This is a genomic window from Maridesulfovibrio spiralis (SeqCode) (genome assembly GCF_048571135.1).
In the GTDB taxonomy this organism is placed as follows: domain Bacteria; phylum Desulfobacterota; class Desulfovibrionia; order Desulfovibrionales; family Desulfovibrionaceae; genus Maridesulfovibrio; species Maridesulfovibrio spiralis.
Map to the genome: position 1 here is coordinate 802,769 of NZ_CP182344.1, position 25,005 is coordinate 827,773.

The 25,005-nt window shown below is 50.6% G+C and carries 16 protein-coding genes and 2 tRNA genes; 4 read left to right on the forward strand and 14 right to left on the reverse strand.

The features are described 5' to 3' along the window. Positions 1 to 8 precede the first annotated feature (8 nt). The 14 genes from xseA to ACNI29_RS03735 all read right to left on the reverse strand — a co-directional run bounded on the left by xseA (position 9) and on the right by ACNI29_RS03735 (position 20,499). Positions 9 to 1,388 (reverse strand): exodeoxyribonuclease VII large subunit, encoded by a 1,380-nt coding sequence (xseA, locus tag ACNI29_RS03670; RefSeq protein WP_419780837.1) that lies wholly within the window; start codon positions 1,386 to 1,388, stop codon positions 9 to 11. 182 nt (positions 1,389 to 1,570) lie between these two features. Then, complete coding sequence (locus ACNI29_RS03675; RefSeq protein WP_419780838.1) at positions 1,571 to 3,310, reverse strand: proline--tRNA ligase; 1,740 nt, start codon at positions 3,308 to 3,310, stop codon at positions 1,571 to 1,573. Next, a complete protein-coding gene (gene ispG / locus ACNI29_RS03680; protein ID WP_419780839.1) occupies positions 3,311 to 4,387 on the reverse strand; it encodes a flavodoxin-dependent (E)-4-hydroxy-3-methylbut-2-enyl-diphosphate synthase in 1,077 nt (358 codons plus the stop codon). Positions 4,388 to 4,618: 231 nt separating this feature from the next. Next, a complete protein-coding gene (locus ACNI29_RS03685) occupies positions 4,619 to 5,329 on the reverse strand; it encodes a uracil-DNA glycosylase (protein WP_419780840.1) in 711 nt (236 codons plus the stop codon). 148 nt (positions 5,330 to 5,477) lie between these two features. After that, entirely contained in the window at positions 5,478 to 6,182 is a 705-nt protein-coding gene (locus tag ACNI29_RS03690) for a phosphoadenosine phosphosulfate reductase family protein (protein WP_419780841.1), read from the reverse strand. Between the two features lie 154 nt (positions 6,183 to 6,336). Further along, positions 6,337 to 9,861, reverse strand: a complete 3,525-nt coding sequence (nifJ, locus tag ACNI29_RS03695; protein ID WP_419780842.1) for a pyruvate:ferredoxin (flavodoxin) oxidoreductase — start codon at positions 9,859 to 9,861, stop codon at positions 6,337 to 6,339. A 246-nt stretch (positions 9,862 to 10,107) separates the two neighbouring features. Beyond that, positions 10,108 to 12,222, reverse strand: a complete 2,115-nt coding sequence (gene pta / locus ACNI29_RS03700; protein WP_419780843.1) for a phosphate acetyltransferase — start codon at positions 12,220 to 12,222, stop codon at positions 10,108 to 10,110. A 413-nt stretch (positions 12,223 to 12,635) separates the two neighbouring features. Beyond that, entirely contained in the window at positions 12,636 to 14,174 is a 1,539-nt protein-coding gene (locus tag ACNI29_RS03705; protein ID WP_419780844.1) for an SLC13 family permease, read from the reverse strand. Positions 14,175 to 14,467: 293 nt separating this feature from the next. Further along, positions 14,468 to 15,787 (reverse strand): malic enzyme-like NAD(P)-binding protein, encoded by a 1,320-nt coding sequence (locus ACNI29_RS03710; RefSeq protein ID WP_419780845.1) that lies wholly within the window; start codon positions 15,785 to 15,787, stop codon positions 14,468 to 14,470. A 39-nt stretch (positions 15,788 to 15,826) separates the two neighbouring features. Then, positions 15,827 to 16,384 (reverse strand): Fe-S-containing hydro-lyase, encoded by a 558-nt coding sequence (locus ACNI29_RS03715; RefSeq protein ID WP_419780846.1) that lies wholly within the window; start codon positions 16,382 to 16,384, stop codon positions 15,827 to 15,829. Continuing rightward, complete coding sequence (locus ACNI29_RS03720) at positions 16,384 to 17,223, reverse strand: fumarate hydratase (RefSeq protein WP_419780847.1); 840 nt, start codon at positions 17,221 to 17,223, stop codon at positions 16,384 to 16,386. Before ACNI29_RS03720 ends, ACNI29_RS03715 begins: the two co-directional genes overlap by 1 nt. A 3-nt stretch (positions 17,224 to 17,226) precedes the next feature. Further along, positions 17,227 to 17,964 (reverse strand): fumarate reductase iron-sulfur subunit, encoded by a 738-nt coding sequence (locus ACNI29_RS03725; RefSeq protein WP_419780848.1) that lies wholly within the window; start codon positions 17,962 to 17,964, stop codon positions 17,227 to 17,229. A 20-nt stretch (positions 17,965 to 17,984) separates the two neighbouring features. After that, positions 17,985 to 19,838: a fumarate reductase flavoprotein subunit gene (locus ACNI29_RS03730; protein WP_419780849.1), complete on the reverse strand. Its 1,854-nt coding sequence runs from the start codon at positions 19,836 to 19,838 to the stop codon at positions 17,985 to 17,987. A 13-nt stretch (positions 19,839 to 19,851) separates the two neighbouring features. After that, positions 19,852 to 20,499 carry a succinate dehydrogenase/fumarate reductase transmembrane subunit gene (locus ACNI29_RS03735; RefSeq protein WP_419780850.1) on the reverse strand — a complete coding sequence of 216 codons (648 nt, stop codon included), beginning with the start codon at positions 20,497 to 20,499 and terminating at the stop codon, positions 19,852 to 19,854. 1,081 nt (positions 20,500 to 21,580) lie between these two features. Between ACNI29_RS03735 and ACNI29_RS03740 the strand changes: the two genes are divergently transcribed. The 4 genes from ACNI29_RS03740 (at position 21,581) to ACNI29_RS03755 (ending at position 24,818) form a co-directional block, all read left to right on the forward strand. Next, complete coding sequence (locus tag ACNI29_RS03740; RefSeq protein ID WP_419780851.1) at positions 21,581 to 22,153, forward strand: TetR/AcrR family transcriptional regulator; 573 nt, start codon at positions 21,581 to 21,583, stop codon at positions 22,151 to 22,153. After that, positions 22,117 to 24,291: an MFS transporter gene (locus ACNI29_RS03745; protein ID WP_419780852.1), complete on the forward strand. Its 2,175-nt coding sequence runs from the start codon at positions 22,117 to 22,119 to the stop codon at positions 24,289 to 24,291. Before ACNI29_RS03740 ends, ACNI29_RS03745 begins: the two co-directional genes overlap by 37 nt. A gap of 127 nt (positions 24,292 to 24,418) precedes the next feature. Next, positions 24,419 to 24,495 (forward strand) — tRNA-Arg (locus tag ACNI29_RS03750). Positions 24,496 to 24,741: 246 nt separating this feature from the next. Continuing rightward, positions 24,742 to 24,818: transfer RNA gene (locus tag ACNI29_RS03755), tRNA-Arg, on the forward strand. Positions 24,819 to 25,005 lie beyond the last annotated feature (187 nt).

Here is a 25,005-nt window from a genome sequence, read left to right on the forward strand (position 1 = left end):
TCCACAGTTTATTCAGATGTAACCCTTGCCCGGACCTCACCGGATTTCACCCTCACCCTAATGGCGTCACCGTCTGCAACTTCAGCAGGACTGCGCAGGAATGTACCGCTCTTTTCAACTGTTACGAGTGAATACCCCCGCTCCAACGGACTTTCCGGGTCCAGCATGCGCAATGAGGTGGACGCATTTTCAAATTCAGACCATTTATCTTTAAGAAAAATATCCGCAGCACGCTCAAGCCTGCTTTTCTGCCCGGCAAGTTCATGCTCCATGCGCGCTATCCTGTCTTCACCGAAAGCAAAGGACAAACGCCGAGAAAAAATATCAACGCTATCGCACTTAGCATCAACAAACTTCGCTGCCGAACGGTTCAACCGCTCCCCTTCCTCATCAAAAGAATACAGCAACCGTTCAATGCGCTGCGCCGGGGAAAGCCAGCTCAGCCCTTTCTGCAAAGTTTCCAGACGTGATTCACGCTGATTTAAAAAATTATCAAAGCTTCGTGTCAGAGCAGTATCCAGTTCATCCACGCTCTGCATAAGAATCTCGCGCCGGGGCCAGAGTTCCTGCGCCGCATGACTTGGTGTCGCCACCCGCTTATCGGCAACATAATCGGCAATTGAAACATCTACCTCATGCCCCACTCCGCAAACCACCGGAACAGTGGAACGGAACAGCGCGTCCGCCACCTGCTCGGTATTAAAGGCCCAAAGGTCTTCAAGTGATCCGCCGCCACGAATGAGCACGGTTACCTCGGCCCAGCCGTCATCACCCACGGCATCAAGAGCCTGCGCGATCTGCCCCGGTGCAATGTCGCCCTGCACAAGGGTAGGATAAATCCGTATTTCGGCCCCGGTTCCGCGTGCTTCAGCGATTTTCAGGAAATCCCGCACCGCCGCACCGGTGGGAGCGGTAACAACCGCCACCCGTTTCGGGGAACGGGGTATTTCCATTTTCCGGTCATCGTCAAAGTAACCTTTCTCAGCCAGCTTGCGCTTCATGGCCTCAAAGGCCAGCTTCAGATCACCGACGCCCTGCTCCTGCACCAGTTCGGCTACAAGCTGGTACACGCCGCGTGGCGGATAAACATTCATATGTCCGGCACAGAGAATCTCCATGCCGTCTTCAAGCTTAAGCGGACCGCCTGATTCAATCTCCCCGGTAAGCGGATTGATTGTTTCTTCGCCGGCTCCGCTGCCAACGCGCTGGTTACCTTTGAACCAGACCACAGAAAGACCCGCATCGCCGTCAGTGAGCGTAAAATAAATATGCCCGGATGCAGGCCGGGCTAAATTTGTAACCTGACCCCGCACCCAGATAAAAGGGAATTCCGTTTCCAGAACATCCTTAACGGCACGGGTGATGTCAGTTACTGAGAATATTTTCATACATGCCTTCGGCGACCCTGCCGGGGGCCTTAAACGTTTTAGTAAGGCTACGCCGTTTGATATATCAATTTATCGCTTTATCAAGCTGCAACGCGAAGCCCGATAAAAGGTTTTGAAAGGATGGGGTCTGGGGAAGGAAAACTTTTGCAAAAGTTCTCCTTCCCCAGCCGCCAGAGGTATTCTTAAGAAAGTCCCCATGACTGCCAGATTTCGGCACGCCATGTTTTGAAAGCTTCGGTGAAACCTTCGAGGGGAAGTTCGATTTTTTCGCCGGTCTTGCGGTTCTTGGCTTCCACAATACCGTTTTTGAGGCCCTTGCCGCCGATAACCAGCTGCATGGGGTAACCGATCAGGTCTGCATCAGCGAATTTTACGCCCGGACGTTCTTTACGATCGTCATAAGCAACGTCGATGCCCATTTCCATCAGTTCGCTATAAAGCTCTTCGGCCTTTTCATTGACTGCCGCGTCCTTGCCACCGAGGGAAATTACGCAGAGTTCGAAAGGTGCGATGGTCGGCGGGAAGATAGCACCGTTCTCGTCGTTGTTCTGCTCAATGGCGGAAGCAACAATACGGGAAACGCCGATACCGTAACAACCCATAACCATAGGCTGGGTCTTGCCGTTTTCATCAAGGAAGGTTGCTTCCATAGCCTTGGAGTATTTGGAACCGAGTTTGAAAACGTGTCCAACTTCAATACCCTTGGTGAACTCGATAGCTGCGCCGCACTCTGGGCAGGGATCAGCTTCGGTGATCACACGCAGGTCTGCGAACTGCTCGATCTTGCAGTCACGGCCGAGGGAAAGGTGTTTGATGTGGGTATCGCCCTTGTTTGCACCGGCAATCCAATCAGTAGCGGCAAGCAGTTCGTGGTCGGCGAAGATGCGCTCAACCTTGATGCCTACAGGTCCGGCAAATCCCACAGGTGCGCCGGTCCATTCCTTGACCTGCTCCTCGCTTGCCATTTCGATTTCGTTACCGCCGACGAGGTTGCGCAGCTTGACGTCGTTCAGTTCACGATCACCGCGAACAAGAGCAGCAACAGGCTCACCGTCAACAGTGAACAGCAGAGTCTTAACCAGCTTATCCTGACTTACGCCGAGGAATTCGCAGACTTCTTCGACGGTGTGCTTACCCGGGGTATCGACTTCTTCGATAGCGGGGCAATCCGCGTTGAGCATGGATTCTCCGGCGGGAGCTGCAACCTTTGCCTTTTCAAGGTTGGCTGCGTAACCGCACTTTTCGTCTTTGCAGACTGCGATGGTATCTTCACCGGTATCGGCAAGCACATGAAATTCGTGAGAAAAATCACCGCCGATAGCACCGGAGTCAGCCTGTACGGGGCGGAAGTTCAGCCCGATGCGGGAGAAAGCTTTTTTGTAAGCTTCAAACATGCCGCGATAGGATTCTTCTGCACCGGCTTCGTCTTTATCAAAAGAGTAAGCATCTTTCATGATGAACTCACGACCGCGCATCAGGCCGAAGCGGGGGCGGATTTCATCACGGAATTTGGTCTGAATCTGGTAGAGGTTCAGCGGAAGCTGCTTGTAGGATTTTACTTCACCGCGCACGAGGTCAGTAATAACTTCTTCGTGGGTAGGTCCAAGGCAGTAGTCACGGCCGTGGCGGTCTTTAACGCGCAGCAGTTCCTTGCCGTAGTAATCCCAACGTCCGGTCTCCTGCCAGAGGTCACCGGGCTGAACCATGGGCATGAGCACTTCCAATGCCCCCGCACGGTTCATTTCTTCACGAACGATAGCGGCAACCTTGTTCACGGATTTAAGGCCCAGCGGCAGGTAGTTGTAGATACCGCTGGTCAGCTTGCGGATCATACCAGCACGCATGAGCAGTTTGTGGGAGACTACTTCCGCTTCGGAAGGATCTTCTTTCAAAGTGGGAATATAGAAACGGCTTAAACGCATTTATTGTCCTCTCTTTTCTTTCAGGAATATTTCAATTTCTTTCATAAATTCAGGCAGCAGGTTCTCGTCACCCTTGACTTTACGGATGACTTCGCCCTTGCGAAAAATGATGCCCAGCCCCCGGCCCCCGGCAATGCCGATATCAGCTTCACGGGCTTCTCCGGGACCGTTTACCACGCAGCCCATGACCGCAACGGTGAAGCTTTCCTTCACGCCGCGCAGGTTCTCTTCAACCTTCTGGGCCAGATCGATAAGTTCAATCTCAGTACGTCCGCATGTCGGGCAGGAAACAATCTCGGGACCACGCTCACGCAGCCCCAGTGAACGCAGGATTTCCCATGCAACGCCGACTTCCGCCACCGGATCATGGGTCAGCGAAACACGCATGGTGTCACCCAGTCCTTCCCAGAACAGGATGCCCAGTCCCACGGAAGATTTCACCGCGCCGCGAACCAGAGTCCCGGCCTCGGTTATGCCGACATGCTGGGGATAATCAACTTTCTCGGAAAGCAGCTTGTAAGCGGCAATGGTGTTCAGCACCGATGAAGATTTGAGTGAAATCTTGGTGTTATAGAAATTTCTCTTTTCCAGCAGAGCCACGTGCTCCAGAGCACTTTCAACCATCGCTTCCGGGGTCGGACCGCCATACTTGGCAAGCAGGGATTTATCCAGAGAACCGCCGTTCACGCCGATACGGATCGGGACATTGCGCTCCTTGGCTGCTGCAACCACGGAATCGACCTTATCCTCACCGCCGATGTTACCGGGGTTGATGCGCAGGGCATCGATACCGGCTTCCATCGCCGCAAGAGCCAGACGATAATCAAAATGGATATCGGCAACCAGAGGAACCGGAGAACCTTTACGGATCTGCGACAGGGCCTTGGCGGCCTCTTCGTCCGGCACGGCAACGCGTACAATCTCGCATCCGGCCTCTGCCAGAGCATCAATCTGCGCACGGGTGGAAAGAGCATCACGGGTGTCGGTATTGCACATGGACTGAACCCTGATCGGATTGTCCCCGCCAATACCCACATCCCCGATGAACAGCTCACGGGTCTTTTTTCTATTGATCATTTTTCACCTGATGTATTCAGTTTGGCAGCTAATTCAAAAATAACGTGCGCGGTAGCATAGTATATATCGGTCCGATAGCCAAGGCTTGCCTCCGGCGGCACTACCGCGGGTCCCTCCGGAGGCTAAAACCCTTTTGCAAAAGAGTTTTAGTATCCCAAAACCTTCTATTTGCGCTTCGCGCTCGTTATTATCAGGATTTTGCGTACTAAAAACCGCGGTAGAGTTAATTTTCTATTTCACCCAATTAATTTCCGGGCAATCAGCGAAATGATTTTCCCCAAGAAATGAACCTGGAGTTTTGTTGAACAGGCGCGGATGGTAACTGGTCTTTTTCTGCTCTTCAGGTACGAATGCTGCGAATTCCTGTGCATCCTTACCCCAGAGCATCCACTTTGCGGAAGGATTCTTCTGGGCGGTGAACTGCAGAAGTGCACTGCTGAAATCACGCCAGATATCTGTATGACTGCCCGAATTATCAATCTGGCAGGTCAGAGCGGTATTCAAGAAAAGCACGCCCTCTTCTTCAAGATGACCGAAAAGTTTTTTCGGGGGCAGAACCGGAAATTTACCGGATTCGATATCTGTCCTGATCTTGGCGATACCTTCAACATCTTCAGCCTGCAGGTAATTTTTATGCAACAGCTTAAGAATATTAACCAAAGAAGCATTACGCTTCAGTTCTGACCATGTTTTGATATCGCCCACTTCAAAAGCACGCCCTGTCGCAACACCCATCTGAGGATAGGGGTCCTGCCCGAGAACGATCACCTTCATCTTTAAAAGGTCAGTCTGGCAAAAACGCAGTACTTTATCTGCATTGGGGGTAAAATCATTACCGATGGATGAGCTGATGCGGTCCAGTTCCATCATTCTGGGAAGGGTAAAAAATCCACGCCAAGAGTCATGGACATCATAACTTGATAAACAAAAATTAACTCTCATAATAAAACTCTCTTTATATTAAAAAATCCGTTCTCCTAATCAAAACAGAACGGCCTGAAAAACATCACGGCGAAACCCTAATAAAAGTTTTTGAAGAGTCCAGAGAAACTTTTTCCAAAAAGTTTCTCTGGCCGCCGGAGGCATATCCTTAAAAATATCCCATGGAAGTAAGCTGTTCCAGATTGCGTTCTTTTTCCGAATTACGGCCTTCACGTTCGGAGCTTTCGCCTTTGCTGGTGCAGGGCCGGCAGCCGAGTGAGCGATAACCTTGATCGTAGAGTTCACAATGCGGAATCTGATGCATGGTAATGAACGACCAGATATCCATCTCCGTCCATTCAAGGATCGGATTAAGCAGGGTATGGTCCGGGTCATCGCGCACTTCCATATATTTGCGCCCGGCCCGGCTGGGATGTTCATCTCGGCGGATTCCGGTGATCAGCAAATCTATTTCAAAATCTTCGATAGCCTTCTGCAGTGGCTTGATCTTGAGTTCGGCGCAACACGCAACCGGGTCCTCGGCAACAGGATAACTTGCGATATCAACGTTTGGTCGGATTACCTTTACGTCAACATCCCACTGCATGGCAATGCGGTCCCGGAAGCCCATGACTTCAGAAAATTTCACCCCGGTATCGATGGACACAGCCTGCGGAGCCAGAACCAGCGAAGCTTCCTTGCCCTTGTTCCTGAGCACTTCCCGCCACAGGGCCAGCACCACGGTGGAGTCCTTACCCCCGGTCCAAGCAACATAAATGTACTCCGGAGGATACATTTCCAACATGCCGGACATAAGCCCTGCGCTATGGGCGATTTTAGCGTCCAAAGGTGATGATTCGTTTATTTCTGTCAAAACGGCTCCTTCGTTCAAAGTGGTTCCCTTGTTGCCTGAAACGGGGCTTTTTGCAAGTCGGAGCCGACAATAATAAAAAGGCCGTGAAAAACAAAAGGCCCCCGCACTTTAAAATGCGGGGGCCTCGTTTTGTTCAAACAGTTCCTTAAGCAGACTAGTCGATTTTGTAGTCGATTTCAGCCAGCTGTTTGAGGAGCTTGTAACGCTGGCGACAATCCTTTTCGATGCCGGCACGCATGGTCTTGGATGCTTCAGGCATCATGCGCTCAAGCATTGCATAGCGGTTTTCGCCGGAGAGGAATTCCTGCAGGGTTCCGTCAGGTTCTTTGTATTCAACAACCAGCGGATTCTCACCGTTTTCTTCGCGACGGGGGTCAAAGCGGTAAAGCGGCCAGTAACCGGATTCAACAGCGAGCTTACCTTCGAGCTGGGTTTTACCCATACCCTTGCGGATACCCTGGTTGATGCACGGTGCGTAAGCAATGATCAGGGAAGGTCCGGGGTAGGCTTCAGCTTCCATGAATGCTTTCATGACCTGATTCTTGTTTGCGCCCATGGAGATGGAGGCAACGTAAACGTAGCCATAGCTCATCATCATGCGGCCAAGATCTTTCTTGGAAGTGTGTTTACCTGCTGCTGCGAACTTGGCAATAGAACCGAGCGGAGTTGCTTTGGAAGCCTGACCACCGGTATTGGAGTAAACTTCGGTATCCATAACGAGAATGTTGATGTCCTTACCGGAAGCGAGAACGTGGTCAACACCGCCGAAACCGATATCGTAGGCCCAACCGTCACCGCCGAAGCACCATACGGACTTCTTGGTGAAGATGTCTTCCTGCTCTTCGATTTCGAGGAGCAGTTCGTAGTGGTCAGCTTCAACAGCAAGGAGTTCACGCAGCTGGTCGCCGAATTCAAGGGACTTGGCAGCGTCATCCTTGTTTTCAATCCAGCCTTTAAGTGCTGCTTTAAGTTCGTCTGTGATGTCCAGCTCAAGAGCCTGTTCCATCTGCTGCTTCAGACGGTCACGACGGTTGGAAATAGCCATTTCCATACCGAATCCGTATTCAGCGGCATCTTCGAACAGGGAGTTACCCCATGCAGGACCGTGACCTTCGAGGTTCTCGCAGTAAGGAGTGGAAGGTGCGGATGCGCCCCAGATGGAGGAACAACCGGTGGCGTTGGCAATAATCATGCGTTCGCCGAAGAGCTGGGTAAGCACTTTAACGTAAGGAGTTTCACCGCAACCGGCACATGCGCCGGAGAATTCCATCAGGGACTGCTGGAACTGGCTGCCCTTTACGCTGGTGCGGGGCAGGATGCGATCCTTGAAGGATACGATTTCAGAGAAGTCGTAGTTGGGAACTTCTTTTTCGGTCTGGGTTGCCAGAGGCTTCATGACCAGGGCTTTTTCCTTGGCCGGGCAGATATCGGCGCAGTTTCCACAACCCTGACAATCAAGGGTGTTCACCTGCATACGGTACTTGAATCCTTCCATGCCTTTGCCTTTGGCGTCCATGGTTTCAAAGGACTCAGGTGCAATCTTCATTTCTTCTTCATCTACGAGAACGGGGCGCAGGGCACTGTGCGGGCAGACAAAAGAACACTGGTTGCACTGGATGCAGTTGTCCATGATCCATTCGGGAACCATGATTGCAACACCGCGTTTTTCAAAACGGGAAGTACCCATGGGGAAACGTCCGTCAGGAGAGAAAGCACTGACCGGAAGGTCATCACCCTTCTGGGCAAGAATGGGCTTGACTACATCGGTGATGAATTCAGGCTCGAGAGACTCGATAGCTTCTTCATCTTCAGCAGTGGCCCAGCTTTCAGGATATTTAATTTCAATCAGATTCGCTTCGGCCTGATCAACTGCAGCGTTGTTCATGTTGACGATTTTCTCGCCTTTCTTGCCGTAAGCGCTCTGGATGGATTCTTTGAGATACTTAACTGCATCTTCAAAAGGAATAACGTTTGCCAGCTTGAAGAAAGCGGTCTGCATAACCATGTTGATGCGGCCGCCAAGCCCTACTTCACCGGCAATCTTAACACCGTCGATAACATAGAACTTGAGATTGTTCTGTGCAATCTTGCGACGCAGTTTTGCGGGAAGTTCAGCTTCCAGCTCTTCAAGCCCCATGCTGGTGTTCAGCAGGAAAGTACCGCCTTCACGGATACCGTCCAGCAGATCATAAAGCTTTACGTAACTGGGGTTGTGGCAAGCAATAAAGTCTGCAATTTCAACAAGATAGGTGGACTTGATCGGACTTTTACCGAAACGCAGATGGGATACGGTGATACCGCCGGACTTCTTGGAGTCGTAAGCAAAGTACCCCTGTGCGTACATGTCGGTTTTGTCACCGATAATTTTAATGGCCTGCTTGTTAGCGCCGACAGTACCGTCGGAACCGAGTCCCCAGAACTTACACTGAACAGTTCCTTCAGGGGTGGTATCGATACTTTCACCTACTTCAAGGGAGAGACGGGTAACATCGTCGTTGATACCTACGGTGAAGTGATGTCTGGGAGCCAGAGACTTCATGTTGTCGTAGATAGCCTTGATCATTGCAGGAGTGAATTCCTTGGAACCGAGGCCGTAACGTCCTGCGTAAACGGGCAGGTCGATATTCATTTCTTTCAGAGCTGTGCAGACATCGAGGTACAGGGGATCGCCGATTGCGCCGCCTTCTTTGGTACGATCCAGAACGGTAATCTGCTGGCAGGTTGCAGGGATTGCGCGACCAAGGTGCTCGATGGAGAAAGGACGGAAAAGGCGAACTTTTACCAGACCGACTTTCTGACCTTCAGCAACAAGCTTCTCAATGGTTTCTTCGATTGCTTCACAACCGGAACCCATTGCAACGATGATGTCCTCAGCTTCAGGGTCACCCACGTAATCGAAAAGTTTGTATTCACGGCCGGTGATTTCCTTGACCTTGGCCATGGCATCTTCAACATAACCGGGAACAGCGTCGCGGTAGGGGTTGATAGCTTCAGTGGCCTGGAAATAGATGTCCGGGTTCTGTGCAGTACCGCGTGTATGCGGATGTTCAGGGTTCAAAGCACGATCTCGGAAGTCACGGACTTTATCCCAGTTCAGGGCAGCAGCCATTTCTTCATAGTCGATCAGCTCAATCTTCTGGACTTCGTGGGAAGTTCTGAACCCGTCGAAAAAGTGTACGAAAGGAATACTGGATTCAACAGTCGCCAGATGGGAAACAAGGGCGAGGTCGAGTGCTTCCTGTACGGAGTTGGAAGCCAGCATTGCAAATCCGGTCTGACGACAGGCCATTACGTCCTGGTGGTCACCGAAAATAGAAAGAGCCTGCCCGGCAAGGGCACGGGCGGAAACATGAAAGACGGTGGGCAGCAGTTCACCCGCAATCTTATACATGTTGGGGATCATCAACAGAAGACCCTGCGATGCCGTAAAGGTGCAGGAAAGGTTACCTGCGGCAAGTGCACCGTGCAGTGCTCCTGCAGCACCTGCTTCAGACTGAAGCTCGCGAACTTCCATGGTGGTGTCGAAAATATTTTTCACACCCTGAACAGCCCACTCGTCAGCCAGTTCGGCCATGGGGGAAGAAGGGGTAATGGGATAGATGGCGGCAGTTTCGCACATAGCGTAAGCTACATATGAAGCAGCCTGGTTGCCATCCATGGTTTTCATTTTTTTTGCCATTCTTAAAATCTCCGTGTCTTTATGGTTGGGAAGGCGTGCGCCGAAAAGTGTACCACACTACCCTACGCGTTGCCTACCCGTATTTGACAGCTTCAAGGCTAAATTATGCAAAAAATTGATCACCCGTTCAAACTGCCTCATAAAAAAAATGCTTCCAAGAATTACATTCGGATGCAAAACGGATATAATTCTTGGAAGCGTGTTCAGTTAAAATAAAGATAATTTCAAATTATCTTCTTACAGAAATCACTTATTTTCCTGTGCCTTCTGCGCGATTGCCTGAATAGCTGTAATCGCCACAGTGTTGACAACATCACGCACGGTGCAGCCGCGGCTCAGGTCATTGACCGGTTTTTTCAACCCCTGCAGAACTGGCCCGATAGCAACAGATTCCGGCTGCGAACGCTGTACGGCCTTGTAGGTGTTGTTCCCGGTGTTCAGGTCAGGGAAGATGAGTACTGTAGCCTGTCCGGCAACTTCGCTGTCCGGCATAAGTTCGGCGGCAACATCCTTATCTACTGCGGCATCAAACTGCAGCGGCCCTTCCACCGCAATTTCAGGGGCCATATCGCGCACCAATCTGGTCGCTTCCTTAACTTTATCCACAGACAGCCCTTTGCCGGACTCCCCTGTAGAATAGGAAAGCATAGCCACTCGCGGCTCAATACCGAAAATCTCAGCTGTATGTGCGGAGCTTATAGCGATTTCAGCCAGCTCCTGCGCATTGGGATTGGGGTTCACCGCACAATCTCCGTAAGCCATAACCCGGTCGTTCTGGCACATAAGGAAGACACTGGATACAATGGAAAATCCGGGCTTGGTCTTGATGAACTCAAAAGCCGGGCGGATGGTCTGGGCGGTGGTGGTGATGGAACCGGAAACCATGCCGTCGGCGACCCCGGTGTAGACCATCATGGTTCCGAAATAAGTAGGATCGCTCATACGGTCACGGGCGTCATCCTTCACGATACATTTGTGTTTACGCAGCTCGAAATACACCTCAACAAAACGGTCAAAATGTTCCGATTTAACAGGATCAACAACATTAATACCATTCAGGCTGATTCCGATGGCAGAAGCAGTATTGCGCACTTCCTCCTCATTGCCGAGCAGGGTCAGGTTCACAACATCACGGCGGCGCAGGATATCCGCCGCACGCAGGATACGCTCTTCCTTACCTTCAGGCAGGACGATATGCTGCTTATCCTCACGAGCCTTGTGCAACAGGGTATGTTCAAACATATACGGAGTAATTCGGGAGGAGCGGCTGGAAACCAGTTTTTCCTGCAATTCATGAGAATCCACACAGGTTTCAAAAAGCCCCATTGCCGAAAGCACCTTGGCCTGATTCTCGGGATCAATTTTACCATGCAGCCCGCGCAAGATCTGGGCTGTTTTATAAGTATGCCCCGGCGCAACCAGAATAGGCAACGGAACACCTTTCCATCCTTCAATTAAGTGATGAACGGTCATGGCCGGGCGAATGCCCCCGGTGAGTAAAATTCCTGAGACATTGGGATATGAATCTGAAAGTCGCGAGGAAAGGCTGGCAAGTATTATATCCGACCTGTCGCCGGGAGTAATAATCAGGCTGCCGTCATTGACATATTTCAGGAAATTCTCAATCTGCATGGCTGCGACCACGTAGTTGTCAATGGGAGTATCCAGACGGTCGCGCCCGTAAAGCACATTACAGCCCAGCCATTTGACGACATCATTCATGGTCGGATTACCCAGACGTTTATCATCCGGCAGGACATAAACCAACGGGCTGCTCTCGCTCTTCAGGCAGCCGCGCAACCGCTCGGCAAGATCCGGTGAAAACTCCTTGGAGGCCCGGTTGATCATCACCGAAATGACATCAAGTCCTTTCTCCTCGAACATGGCTACGGTACGGTTGGCGAGATCGCAGATTTCATCTTCGTAACTGTCCATGGCATTGAGCACCGCCAACACCGGGCAGCCGAGGTTACTAGCTACATCAAGGTTGATTTCAAATTCCACAGCAGCTTCGCCGCCAAGGTAGTCCGTACCTTCGCAGAGTACGAAATCGTAATTCCCCTCCAGATCCTTGAAACGCTCAAGGATATTTTCCATCAGCAGAGAATGCTTGCCGTCGTTGAGCAGGCGCGTCGCCTCACTCTGTGTGTAGGCATAGGTGGTTTCATACTCCTGCGGGAGTTTAAAATGACGCAGGATAAGATCGATATCGTGGTCCCGGTCCCGAAAATTATCGTGAATGATAGGTCTAAAAACAGCCACTTTGCGCAGATGAGTCAGAAGCAGCTGCATCACCCCCAGGACGATGGCTGATTTTCCGCTCCGGGCCTCTGTTGCCGCAATGTACAAGCTCTTTGACATTCTTTCTCCTGAATTCAGTTACTGCGTGGGAATCTAGCAATACCAAATCTTTTATTTTTAATCACGTCAATGAGGTCACGGAAAAAAGAACGACTTCAATGGAACCCTGTAGGCCCAATAGTTTGGAGACACCCGGCAGCGGCAACTAAAGGGGAGGTGCTGATGAGGTCCGCCATGCTGCCTTGAATCCTGTGCTGCAATGCGACTTGCAGCACTAAAGAGACGAACAGATAGTAGCCCTGCCGGGGGGATGTTTGCGGAACATCCGGTGTCTCCAGGTCCGTTTTTCGGACGCAAAGATGGAACCCGCAATCACACGATTGCAGAAAAATTTTATAATAAATTCAGATTTTAATTGTTGTTAAGAAATAAGTTTCCGGGCGTGGCCAAGCGCCCGGAAACTATAGGGAGTATTACTTAGGCATAACTGCCCAGTCGGGGAGCACAGTTAAATCAATGCCCCAAAGCACCGGCAGCAGGTAGACCACGGAGATGGTGATCAAAACCGCGCCGATCATATTCAGCCAGAAACCTGCCGAGGCCATCTGTTTGATGGTCACACAGCCGGAGCCGAATACAACCGCGTTGGGAGGGGTAGCAACCGGGAGCATGAAAGCAAAGGATGCTGCCACACAGGCACCAACGATGGTAGCAAAGGGGTGAACGCCCATGGCGATTGCAGCACTACCCATGATGGGTACGAGCAGAGTCGCGGTGGCGGTGTTGGAAGTGATTTCAGTCAGGAAGATGGTAATCAGAACCACGATGGCTACGAAAGCAAGGATGCTCAGACCGTCCAGCATGGTCAGTCTGGATGCGATAAAAGTTGCCAGACCGGTTTTGGAAAAACCGTTAGCGATAGCCAGACCACCACCGAAGAGCAGGATTACATCCCAGGGAATCTTAACTGCGGTTTTCCAATCCAGCAGGAATTCACCTTTCTTGAAGTTTGTGGGGATAGCAAAAAGAATCAAAGCACCGAGGATACCGATAGTTGCATCATGAACAAAGCCGAAGTTGGGCCAGAGTTCTTTAACGAAGACCATTTTCTTCAGAAAGCCGCGAGACAACCAGAAAGCCGCTACGAAACAACCGACAATAACGATATATTTTTCTTCTTTGGACATAGGTCCAAGAGCAGCGATTTCTTTATCGATAATGGCTTCACCACCGGCAAGTTCCAGACCTTTGGACGGGAACAGAACCTTAGTCAGAATCCACCAGGAAACACCAATCATGAATGTGGCAAGAGGAACACCGTACAACATCCACTGGCCGAAGCCGATCTGTACGCCGTACATTTTATCAACCATACCGACCATAACTGTGTTCGGAGGAGTACCGATGATAGTACCGACACCACCCATGGAAGCAGCATAGGCGATACCGAGCATCAGACATTTACCGAAGTTCGATTCAGGTCCGGCATGAGCACAGGCCCGCAATGTCTTGGAATCAAAACCGGTTGCTTGCTGGATAACAGCAAGACCGATAGGAACCATCATCATGGTTGTTGCGGTGTTGGAAACCCACATGGAAAGAAAACCGGTAGCAATCATAAAACCGAGGATCATCCGGTTCGGACTGGTACCAACGGTTTTAATGGTGTGCAGGGCAATACGTCGGTGCAGGTTCCATCTTTCCATGGTCACAGCCAGAAAAAATCCGCCCATGAACAGGTAGATGAGATGGTTTGCATAAGGGGCACATGCCGCTTTGGATTTCATTACACCCAAAAGCGGAAAGAGTGCGATAGGCATCAGGGAAGTTGCGGGAATGGGGATTGCTTCGGTAATCCACCAGATTGCCATCAGGGCAGTTACCGCCGCCACCTTCCATGCCGCAGGTTCCATTCCTGAAGGGGCGGGCATTATTAACATGAGAAGAAAAACTATCGGTCCTACAAAAAAACCGATTCTACGACCGTTACCACTATCTTGTTGATCGCTCATAGTCCCTCACTTGAGCTTATGGCAGGCCATACCGGAAAAAAGGATATTACCGCCCCGCTATGCGGGTTGTCAGCGCAGTTCATACCATTCTGCCAGAATCCGGACAGACTGCCGAGACTTTACATACAGGACCTCACCACCAGTTTTGTACCCTCCCGGCCCGGAAAGACCGGGAGGGGATAATTCACTTAATTCAACGATGTTGCCGACTATAGCCGACGAAGCCTAATAAAAATATTTAAGCCGCCGGAGGCAAAATCAATTCATTTTTCAAAGCGCCAAGCGCATCAAAATTAGAAATCGAGATTGTAGGATTTGATGAAGTCTCCAACACGTTCTCTGGAAGCAGCCAGACGTTCGCGCAGTTCTTTCTTGTATTCTTCAATGTCGATTTTCTTACGTGCAACACCGGTATCCATAGCAGCCTGTGCAACAGCAGCGGATTCCCATTCGATCAGACGCAGGTCGAGCGGTTTGGGAATAATGTAATCAATGCCGAATTCAAGCTTATCCACACCATAAGCTTCGCAGACGTAATCCGGAGCCGGTTCTTTTGCCAGAGCTGCAAGAGCTGTTGCTGCAGCAATCTTCATTTCTTCATTGATGGCACTTGCGTTTACATCAAGTGCACCGCGGAAGATAAAGGGAAAACCAAGAACGTTGTTAACCTGGTTAGGGAAATCAGAACGTCCGGTACCCATGATTGCGTCAGGGCGGGCTTCCTTGGCATCAGTATAGGAGATTTCAGGATCGGGGTTCGCGCATGCGAAGATGATCGGAGAATCAGCCATGGATTTAACCATTTCCTTGGTTACCATTCCCTTTACGGAAAGACCGAGGAAGAGGTCAGCACCATCCATTGCGTCTGCAAGGTCTTTATATTCCTTGTCAGTTGCAAACTGAAGCTTCTGCTCATTCAGACCTTCACGACTCTTGTTAATGTGACCACGAGAGTCGAACATGGCAACATTTTCACGCTTGATACCCAGAGCCATATAGAAGTTGGTGCAAGCGATAGCCGCAGCACCTGCGCCGGAAACGACCAGACGCATATCTTCGATTTTCTTACCGGTGATTTCAGCAGCGTTGATCAAGCCTGCACCGGAAATAATCGCGGTACCATGCTGGTCATCGTGGAAGACCGGGATATTCATTTCTTTTTTAAGCTTCTCTTCAATGTAGAAGCATTCAGGAGCCTTGATATCTTCGAGGTTGATACCACCGAAGGTAGGCTCAAGGGCTTTTACGATATTACAAAGCTCATCAGGATCAGTAACGTCAAGGTTGATGTCGTAAACGTCAACGTCTGCGAAAACCTTGAAGAGAACGCCCTTACCTTCCATAACCGGCTTACCCGCTTCAGGACCGATATTACCGAGACCCAGAACAGCAGTACCGTTGGAAACAACCGCAACAAGGTTTCCGCGACCGGTGTAGAGATAGGATTTCTCCTTATCTTCGGCGATTTCCTTGCAGGATTCGGCAACACCGGGGCTGTAAGCCATGGAAAGGTCTTTCTGGGTATTGCAAGGTTTTACGGGAACGACTTCCACTTTACCTCTTCTACCTTTGGAATGATAATCGAGAGCTTCCTGTTTAGTGAAAAGAGCCATAAGTATTCTCCTTAATTAGTCGGTTGCAAATTCCGACGTTTACTCGAGACCAGCCGCCTTACGATCGGGGACGGCGTACAATTCGCCACCGTGGGAATCATTGATGACCAGCAGAGGAAAATCCTCAACAGTCAATTCCCGGATGGCTTCGGGACCAAGTTCATCAAAGGCGATAACTTTCGCTTCCTTGATGCACATGGAAAGCAGAGCACCAGCACCACCGGTTGCTCCGAAATAAACAGCTTTATAATCTTTCAGGGCCTGCTTGACCTCATCATTACGCTTCCCTTTGCCGATGCTGGCCTTCTGGCCGAGGCTGTGCAGGCGGGGTGCGTAAGTGTCCATACGGTAGCTGGTGGTCGGACCGGCAGAACCGATGGGCCTACCCGGAGGAGCCGGACTGGGGCCGACGTAGTAGACAACTGAACCTTTCAGGTCGAAAGGAAGTTCCTTGCCTTCGTCGAGCAGGTCGCAAAGTCTTTTATGGGCAGCATCGCGCGCGGTATAAATGGTTCCGGTCAGTTTGACAACATCCCCGGCCTTGAGCTGGACCAGATCTTCATCAGTCAGCGGAGTATTCAGCTTGTATTCAGCCATTAGAGCACAACCTCCTCGTGCCTTGAAGAATGGCACTGGATGTTCACCGCCAGCGGCAGGGACGCAATATGGCAGGGGCGCATTTCGATTTTCACATCAAATACAGTAGTCTTGCCGCCCAGTCCCATGGGGCCGATGCCGAGCTTGTTGATCTCTTCCATGAGTTCGGCTTCCATCTTGCCGATTTCCGGATCGGGATGAGGCTCGCCAACTTTGCGCATCAGGGACTTTTTAGCCAACAGCGCGGAATATTCAAAAGTTCCGCCAACGCCGATTCCGACCATGGTCGGGGGGCAGGGGTTGGGTCCGGCTTCAGCTACGCGTTCGATGACGAATTTCTTTATGCCTTCCCAGCCCTGTGCGGGGGCAAGCATGGTCACGCGGCTCATATTCTCGGAACCGCCTCCCTTGGCCATAAAGGTAATTTTGATCTTGTCACCGGGGACGATATCAAAATGGATAATGGCGGGAGTGTTATCCTTGGTATTGGCACGGGTCAGGGGATCACACGCGGACTTGCGCAGGAACCCTTCATCATAACCCTTGCGGGTGCCTTCGTTGATGGCTTCGCGGATGTTCATGCCTTCCACGCGAACGTCTTCACCCATTTCAACGATGAATACGGCCAGTCCGGTGTCCTGACAGAGAGGCAGGCCGGATTCTGCAGCCAGTTCCCAGTTTTCCTTAATCTGGCGAAAAACTTCCTTGGCTGCCGGGGAATCCTCGGCGGCGGCGCATTCGTTAAAACGTTTTTTCACGTCTTCGGGCAGGTAGCGGTTTGCGCTCACGCACATTTTCGCCACAGCATCGATAACCTGTTCAGCTTTAATGGTACGCATAGGTTACTTCCTGAATATTTCCTTGATTGCGGTGATACCCATCTTGCGGCGCAGGAAACCGAGCTGGTTCTGCAGCGGCAGATTCTTGGGGCAGACATCTTCGCAGCCGAGCAGGCCCATGCAACCGAAGATACCTTCATCATTACCGATAATCTCAAAGTAATCGCGGTCAGTACGCTGGTCGCGGGGGTCGACAACGAAGCGGGCAACGCGGTTAAGCGCAGCAGCACCTAGGAAGTCGTCACGCAGGCGGGCAGTACCGCAGGCAGCAACACAGCAACCGCATTCAATGCAGCGTTCCAGTTCGTAAATCTGCTCGGCAACCTCGTTCTCCATGCGCTCTTCAATTGCATTTGGATCAAAGGTTTTGTTGGTATGAATCCATGATTCAGTAGACTGGTACATTTCACGGAACCAGATACCGGTATCAACGGAAAGGTCGCCGATCAATTTGTATACCGGCAGGGGCAGCAGGGTAATCTGTGCCGGCAGGTCCACGGTCTTGGTCTGACAGGCCAGGCGAGGCTTGCCGTTGACGACCATGGCGCAGGCGCCACAGATACCAGCGCGGCAGCAGAAGTCAAAAATCAGGCCGGGGTCCTGTTCTTCGCGCAGACGGTTCAGCGCGATGAACAGGGTCATGTTCTCGGTTTCATCCAGCACAAAGGTCTGCATGTGCGGAACCGACCCCTTATCCTGAGGATTGTAGCGGAATATATCAAATTCGAGTTGTCTGCTCATTTTAATATCCTTGTCAGGGGTTATTTCTTGATCATTTTGGCTTCAATCTCGGCCTTGTCGGCTTCGATGATGGAACCGCCGCCGTAACCACGGTCTCCCGGAGGAATTTCATATCCGGGGGTAGCTTCTTCGTACTTGAGCTCCGGCATATCCGCTCCTTCGCGCCAATAAGCCAGAGTTCTGTTCAGCCATTCCTTATCATTACGAGCAGTGTAGTCCTCACGGTTATGGGAACCACGGCTTTCAGTACGTTCCAACGCAGCCTTTGCGATACACAAGCCCAGTTTGACCTGACCTTCGATTTTAAGGGCCGCAGCCAGTTCATGGTTGGCGCCCAGTCCGTCAGAAACAAGGCCGACCTTACGGGCTTTATCAAGAGTACCCTGAAGGGTTTCAATACATTTTTTAAGTCCGGCATCGTTTCTGAATACAAAACAACCTTCCATGAGGGCGTCCTGCATTTCTTCACGAACCTTGTAGACATTTTCCTTGCCGTTGGTCCCTCTGCGCAGATTCTCAATACGATCCTGCTGCTTACGCACTGCGTCTGCAACAACAGAAGTCTTGAAATCTGTCTCGTATCCTTTAAGGAACTCGACAATCTTGGACCCGATGATACCACCGGCAACAACTGTTTCAGCAAGAGAGTTACCGCCGAGACGGTTGAAGCCGTGCATATCCCAGCATGCAGCTTCCCCTGCAGAGAAGAGTCCCTTCATGCCGTAGACCGCACCGTCTTTATTGGTACGAACACCGGCCATGGTGTAGTGCTGGGTCGGACGGACCGGGATAAGCTGTTTACGGGGATCAACATTGAGGAAGTGATGACAGATTTCATCAACTTCACGCAGTTTAGTGGAAATGTGCTGGTCACCGAGGTGACGGATATCCAGCCAAAGGTGTTCGCCATAAGCGGACTTAACGCCCTTGCCCTGACGCATGTGATGGGTCATCCAGCGGGAAACAACGTCACGGGAGGCCAGCTCGGCCTTTTCCGGTTCATAGATGTTCATAAACCGCTCTTCGTTGACGTCGAGCAGGGTTCCGCCATCGCCACGGCAACCTTCAGTTACCAGAATATCGGTAGGAACGATTCCGGTGGGATGGAACTGGATTGCTTCCGGGTTACCGATAGGGACAACTCCGGTATCGTGGGCGATTATGTGCCCGCCGCCGTCACAGATGACTGCGTTTGTTGTTGCCTTATAGATACGTCCGAAACCGCCTGTACAAATGGCAGTGGCCTTGGAAAGGAAAACTTCCAGCTCGCCAGTTCGCAGGCAACGGACAACCGCACCGGTGCATTTATCGCCGTCATGAATGAGGGAGATTGCTTCCTTGCGGTCAAAAACATCAATTCCAAGCTCGGCACAACGGTTATCCATGGTACACATGACCGCATGTCCGGTTCCGTCAGAAGTGTAGCAGGTACGCCATTTAGCAGTACCACCGAAGGAACGTGCGGTAATCAGGCCGCGTTTCTCTTCTTTTTCTTCTTTTTCAAATTTCTCGCCACCTTTGAAATAGAAGGATTTACCGGGAACAACGCGGTTCCAGGGCACACCCCAGTGTGCAAGACGACGCATTTCAATAGGAGCCGCGTCAGCGAAGAGACGGGCCACTTCCTGGTCACAGCCCCAGTCGGAACCGCGAACAGTATCGCCGAAGTGGACGTCTACATTGTCTCCCTCGCCCTTGGCACAGTTCCCCAGTGCGGCCTGCATGCCGCCCTGTGCTGCCGATGAATGAGATCGGCGTGCCGGGACAATTGAGAGACAGATTACATCAAAACCTTCCTGGGCCGCCTCCACAGCCACGCGCTCGCCCGCGAGCCCAGCGCCGATAACAAGGAGATCAGAGTAATATGTTTGCATTTAAGAACCCCGTTTAACTTAAAGTGATGAACCTGATCAGGGTGATGATGCCGATGACCATGAAGGTCGCGAAGAGAATGGATTCAAGCTTCTTAGCCTGCTTCCGGTTCTCGGTCCTGATAAATCCCCATTTGACGCCGATGCGGTAGAAGCCCACGCTGACATGAAGCTCAACGCAAGGCAGAAGGACCAGATAGAAGAGCATCCATCCGCCTTCAGCAACACGGGCCGCCGACTTTGCGGCAGTAATAGGAAGATCATTGAGCACAACCCACATATGGATGGCACCCATCACAAGGATAACCATTGCGGTCACGGCCTGAACAACCCAAAGCCAGGTGTCACGATGCTTAAGCATCTGTGCATGCTGCAATATGGTCGCCTGTCCTTCCGCACGGAAAGGTATCTTTCTGGCCGCCAGCGCGAAATGTAGCAAAAAAGTTAAGAAAATCAAAGGACCACCGACCTGAGCCATATACGTGGCTTCGAAAAAATGTGCAATGGCATTCATGATTTTCGGTGAAATAACAACCGATGAAACCAGAATCATGTGACACCACATAAAAGCCACAAGTCCGGCCCCGGTAAGCATCTGCAACCAGTCGAGGACCGCATCCCTCTTGCCCGGACGCGCCACGTGCATACCTACGTCTACAGCCATAACCATCCTCCTTTGACGGGATTTCTCCCGAATTAATGGATTACCAACCTAACCCCATCAGCACCTGATCGTATTAACAGTGGCACTGAAATGCCGCCGCGAAAAACCCGGCAGCTCCACTTCCTGAAAACCGTCCGGAGCACCCCGGACGCCGAGCTAAATACCCGGCTTAAAAGGCATAATCCCCTTAATGGGGAATATTTTTGAAAATGGATCAAGGAAATTGTGCAAAAAGCACACGGAATTATCCGTTTCCGCAAGCGAAAACGGGCTGTTTGTGTGGTCGTATGTAGCGAAAGGGACTATGGAAGCCGGACCGTTATCTATCCCGGAGAACACGGGAACAGGTGCGGCAGATGAGTTCGAAAGAAGAAAAGACAGGAAACAATGCAAGATCAGGAAACAAGACCGGCCCCATGAACCTGAATGATCCATGATACAGCTTTCTCCTGAAACCGAAAAAACAGGTCCCACCCCGTTTCTTGCGGAAATGTTTTGACTTACGACTGGCATTTATCCCCCGGCACCCGAAGAAAAAAACTGAAGCCATTCCCTTCGGGGAGATTTCTATTAAACCAGAACCAAAACCTTAAACTCACACTGTCAAATATGTGGCCTTTATGTTGGAATAGACCACTTCGTCTTCTAGTTGTAACTCTTCTAACACCCCTTAATTGGCTGGTCAATCAATTTTGAAAATTTTGTTGACAACTTCGTGAAATTTTGCACTTACGCGAAAGTATTACAAATTCACAAAACATAACACTTGTATCAAGGTACTGTAATTTAACCTCTTATTGCAAGGCAACTAAAATAAGCAATCCATATTACGTAAAAACACCTGAAAATATTCCAAAAAAAGTAATAAAGTTATTAACATTCAACCTTGTTAATTTTTCTATTGAGTACTAATGAAAAATATGGAAGTCAGAACCCAGCTTCTGCAAAGGTCCTGTATAAATATTTGTACGGACCCCAAAAACATGCTTGCGTTACATTGGATAACAGTTCCCTGAATCCGTCTGCTGAGGCGCATCTGAGAACTTCCCTGTACCTGTGACAGCCCAACATCGGAGCTCCTATGACCAAAAAAGAAAGAATCCTGCTGGCCGCACAAGAACAATTCGGAGAACACGGCTACACTGCCACAACACTGAAAATGGTTGCCGACCATGCCGGAGTGGCTTCAGGATTGGTTTCGCACTACTATGGAAACAAGGACAACCTCTTTCTTGAAGCAGGCGGGGAACTCATCGACCAGATGCTGGGAGTACTCACCGACAAGGCCAGCGAAGGTAATAACGGGCTTGAAGCACTTGGAATTTTCGTGCAGGCATATTTTGATTTCACTGATAGCCACCGGACAACATTCCCGACCCTGCTGCGCAGCTCTCCCTTCAGCGATGAATACCCCCACCTTGACCGCACACACATTGCAGATAAATTCAAAAGACTCATCGACCGCATTGATGACTATATCCAGCAGGGAATAGAAGACGGTTCCGTGCTCGATGTTCCCCTGCCGCAAACTTCTTATCTGGTTTACGGACATATCGTCGGGGCAGTGCGCACAGAATTTTTAACCCCTTTCCAGATTGACAATCTTTTCAAAGAAGCATGCCAATTCATAACTCGAAGCTTAGCCAAAAACTGACCCGACTCAATATAACCCTACTGATGGGGGCGGTCTTTGCCGCTTCCATGGGGACCGGTGTATTCATCTTCACCCTGCCGCTGATGAATCTTGACGAAAAAGCCGGCGGCATGTGGCTGGGAAGCGGATTTGCCGGATATTTCCTCGCAAAACTGCTCATTGCCCCCCTCTCCGGTAATTTTGCCGACCGCTATGGCAGCGCGAAACCACTGCTGTTCGCCTGTGGAGCGGCAATTCTGCTTCCCCTGCTCTACCTGTTGCACCCGTCCATTGAGACGCTCTATATAATCCAATTTATCCTCGGCCTCTGCGCCGGGACTGTCCGAACAGTCAGCATGGCCGCTATCGGGGCCACCATGGATGGAAACAGGCTATCCTCAAGGTTCGCCATGCTTTCAGCGGTGATGAATTCATCATTCCTGCTCGGACCGTTGCTGGGCGGCCTATTATATATAGATAAGGATTACCTGCCCGTACTCGGAACAATGTCTGCTTTCATGGGACTGGCTTTCATAATTTTTACACTCTGCGCTCGTCATCTCCCCACCCGCAGCAGCGAGGAGACGACTGACACCCAAACCTCACAGCGGCCACGACATTTCATCAGCATCATGACTGCACTTTTCGGTCGCGGCATGGGCATCGGCAGTTTAATTGCCTTCTATCCGGTACTCCTCACATCGTCCCTGCAGCTCAGCCCGGGAAGCACGGCTATGTTTTTCTGCATCCCCAGCCTGACAACCGTGCTGCTGCTTCCCATTTCCGGAAGATTTATGGCAGGGTTCGACCGCCGCCTTACTACATCCGCCGGGATGCTTACCAGCGCACTCGCTCTATATATATTAGGGGGATGCTCCACAGCACCCGGCTTTCTTTTCAGCGGCATACTTTCCGGGATCGGTGCGGCTGTATCCATGCCCGCCTCAATGGCAGTCTGCTCGGAACTGGGTTGTGCCAAAGGCAAAACATTAGGATACGCCAATATGGCCGCCAACCTCGGCTTCATAGCCGGACCGCTGTTCTGCGGCTTCATGGTCAGCAACAGCGGGCAGATCGGCACGCCATTTAAACTGACCGCCATTGCCGGAGCGATGGCAACCGTCATTCTTATATATGAAGGGATGCGCGGCAAGGGTTACACAAAAAGCGCGCTTACCGTCGCAGCAATTACCAGCATCACATTACTGCTGATCATTCCCCATAATCTTCGCAGGGAGAAGCATAACGATTTTTTCCGCTACAGTGATGTGGCCATGGGCACAGTGGTGAACCTTACTATCCCGGAAACAGATTCCCCCCCCCAGAAAACCGCCCAGAAAGCTGTATCCATAATGCACCATCTGCAAAAGGACCTCGACCACCGCAACAAGCGTGGTTCTATCGGCAGGCTTAATCATGCGGCGGGCAAGAAGGCAATACACATCTCAGACAAGGCTCTGCAGACAATTAAACGAGGACTCGAAATCAGTGCTAAGTCAGACGGAAGTTTTGACATCACCATCGGCGCCATTACGACTACACCGTTTTACTACGCACTGGATAAAAGCCGCTTTGCCGACCACAAAGAGCTGGTCAACTTCCGTCTGCTGAAAATCAATCCTGAACAGAAGAAAGTATTTCTTCCCAAAAAAGGAATGGCTATCGATCTGGGAGGACTGGCCAAAGGAACGATCATTGATGCCGCTGTCGACTATCTGAAAGACTCCGGCATCAACACCGCCATGGTTGAAGCAGGTGGTGACTTCATGGTCTTCGGCGACAGAGAATGGTCCATCGGAATCCGCAATCCCCGCGGCGACGGAATCATCGGGCATATCATGGTTAAAAATAGAGCAGTCTGCGGATCGGGTGATTATTATCAGTTCATCACCCCAATATCCAAAGATGATAAAACAAGAAAACATCACATCTTTGACCCCGCCCTGCTGCAATCATCTGCTGAGAGCATCGCGACTACCACTGTGGCCCCAGATGCGGAGACAGCAGACGCTCTGGCAACCACCGTTTTCATCATGGGACCGAAAAAAGGGAATGAATTCATGGAAAAGCATTTCCCGGATTGCTCAGCCATGTGGATTCTTCCCGATATGTCTATTGTGAGCACAAAGAATTTTCCGAAACTCATTTTACACAATTAATCATTTAATACAAATACTTAGGGCTAAAAATAGCAACATTCGCACTATTTAATTCACAAAAAACACAATTTGTTTTAAAATAACGCTTGACCTTGAGAGGGTTTCTCCATAGAACCCTTTTCAACGCGCGCCTGTAGCTCAGCTGGATAGAGTGCCGGACTACGAATCCGTAGGTCAGAGGTTCGAATCCTCTCAGGCGCGCCACTAAGTAAATACAAAGGGTTACGATCTAAAAATCGTGACCCTTTTTTCATTACAGCACTATTTGATTTGACCTGGAACTGTCCTTTAGAATTTGAAATTTATTTTCAAGTAAAACCAAATTCTGAATCAAAGTAAAAAGTTTTGAATTCCATTCTCAAGAAACAAGGCAAAACAACTTTTTTTATTTTTTTTAAAATTTATGCTTGACGGTTCTGGCAAATACACATAAACACTTCTTCTCGACGCGCGCCTGTAGCTCAGCTGGATAGAGTGCCGGACTACGAATCCGTAGGTCAGAGGTTCGAATCCTCTCAGGCGCGCCACTTCGATAAGTCAAAGGGTTACGATCAAATGATCGTAACCCTTTTTTAATGCCTTCCTCTGAAAACAGCCTGTTTTTACTGCCCAGAAGACAATCCTGCCTTGTTCCCATCCCACCGGAATGGTATGCTCTAAAGTGATGACTGCACTCTCGATCCCTTTTTTAAGAGTTAAAACACCACGGTATGC

What these genes read in the sequence shown, in the direction of transcription:
- xseA (WP_419780837.1), bottom strand. Translation starts at nt 1,388, where the DNA reads ATGAAAATATTCTCAGTAACTGACATCACCCGTGCCGTTAAGGATGTT.
- ACNI29_RS03675 (WP_419780838.1), bottom strand. Translation starts at nt 3,310, where the DNA reads ATGCGTTTAAGCCGTTTCTATATTCCCACTTTGAAAGAAGATCCTTCC.
- ispG (WP_419780839.1), bottom strand. Translation starts at nt 4,387, where the DNA reads ATGATCAATAGAAAAAAGACCCGTGAGCTGTTCATCGGGGATGTGGGT.
- ACNI29_RS03685 (WP_419780840.1), bottom strand. Translation starts at nt 5,329, where the DNA reads ATGAGAGTTAATTTTTGTTTATCAAGTTATGATGTCCATGACTCTTGG.
- nifJ (WP_419780842.1), bottom strand. Translation starts at nt 9,861, where the DNA reads ATGGCAAAAAAAATGAAAACCATGGATGGCAACCAGGCTGCTTCATAT.
- pta (WP_419780843.1), bottom strand. Translation starts at nt 12,222, where the DNA reads ATGTCAAAGAGCTTGTACATTGCGGCAACAGAGGCCCGGAGCGGAAAA.
- ACNI29_RS03705 (WP_419780844.1), bottom strand. Translation starts at nt 14,174, where the DNA reads ATGAGCGATCAACAAGATAGTGGTAACGGTCGTAGAATCGGTTTTTTT.
- ACNI29_RS03710 (WP_419780845.1), bottom strand. Translation starts at nt 15,787, where the DNA reads ATGGCTCTTTTCACTAAACAGGAAGCTCTCGATTATCATTCCAAAGGT.
- ACNI29_RS03715 (WP_419780846.1), bottom strand. Translation starts at nt 16,384, where the DNA reads ATGGCTGAATACAAGCTGAATACTCCGCTGACTGATGAAGATCTGGTC.
- ACNI29_RS03720 (WP_419780847.1), bottom strand. Translation starts at nt 17,223, where the DNA reads ATGCGTACCATTAAAGCTGAACAGGTTATCGATGCTGTGGCGAAAATG.
- ACNI29_RS03725 (WP_419780848.1), bottom strand. Translation starts at nt 17,964, where the DNA reads ATGAGCAGACAACTCGAATTTGATATATTCCGCTACAATCCTCAGGAT.
- ACNI29_RS03730 (WP_419780849.1), bottom strand. Translation starts at nt 19,838, where the DNA reads ATGCAAACATATTACTCTGATCTCCTTGTTATCGGCGCTGGGCTCGCG.
- ACNI29_RS03735 (WP_419780850.1), bottom strand. Translation starts at nt 20,499, where the DNA reads ATGGCTGTAGACGTAGGTATGCACGTGGCGCGTCCGGGCAAGAGGGAT.
- ACNI29_RS03740 (WP_419780851.1), top strand. Translation starts at nt 21,581, where the DNA reads ATGACCAAAAAAGAAAGAATCCTGCTGGCCGCACAAGAACAATTCGGA.
- ACNI29_RS03745 (WP_419780852.1), top strand. Translation starts at nt 22,117, where the DNA reads ATGCCAATTCATAACTCGAAGCTTAGCCAAAAACTGACCCGACTCAAT.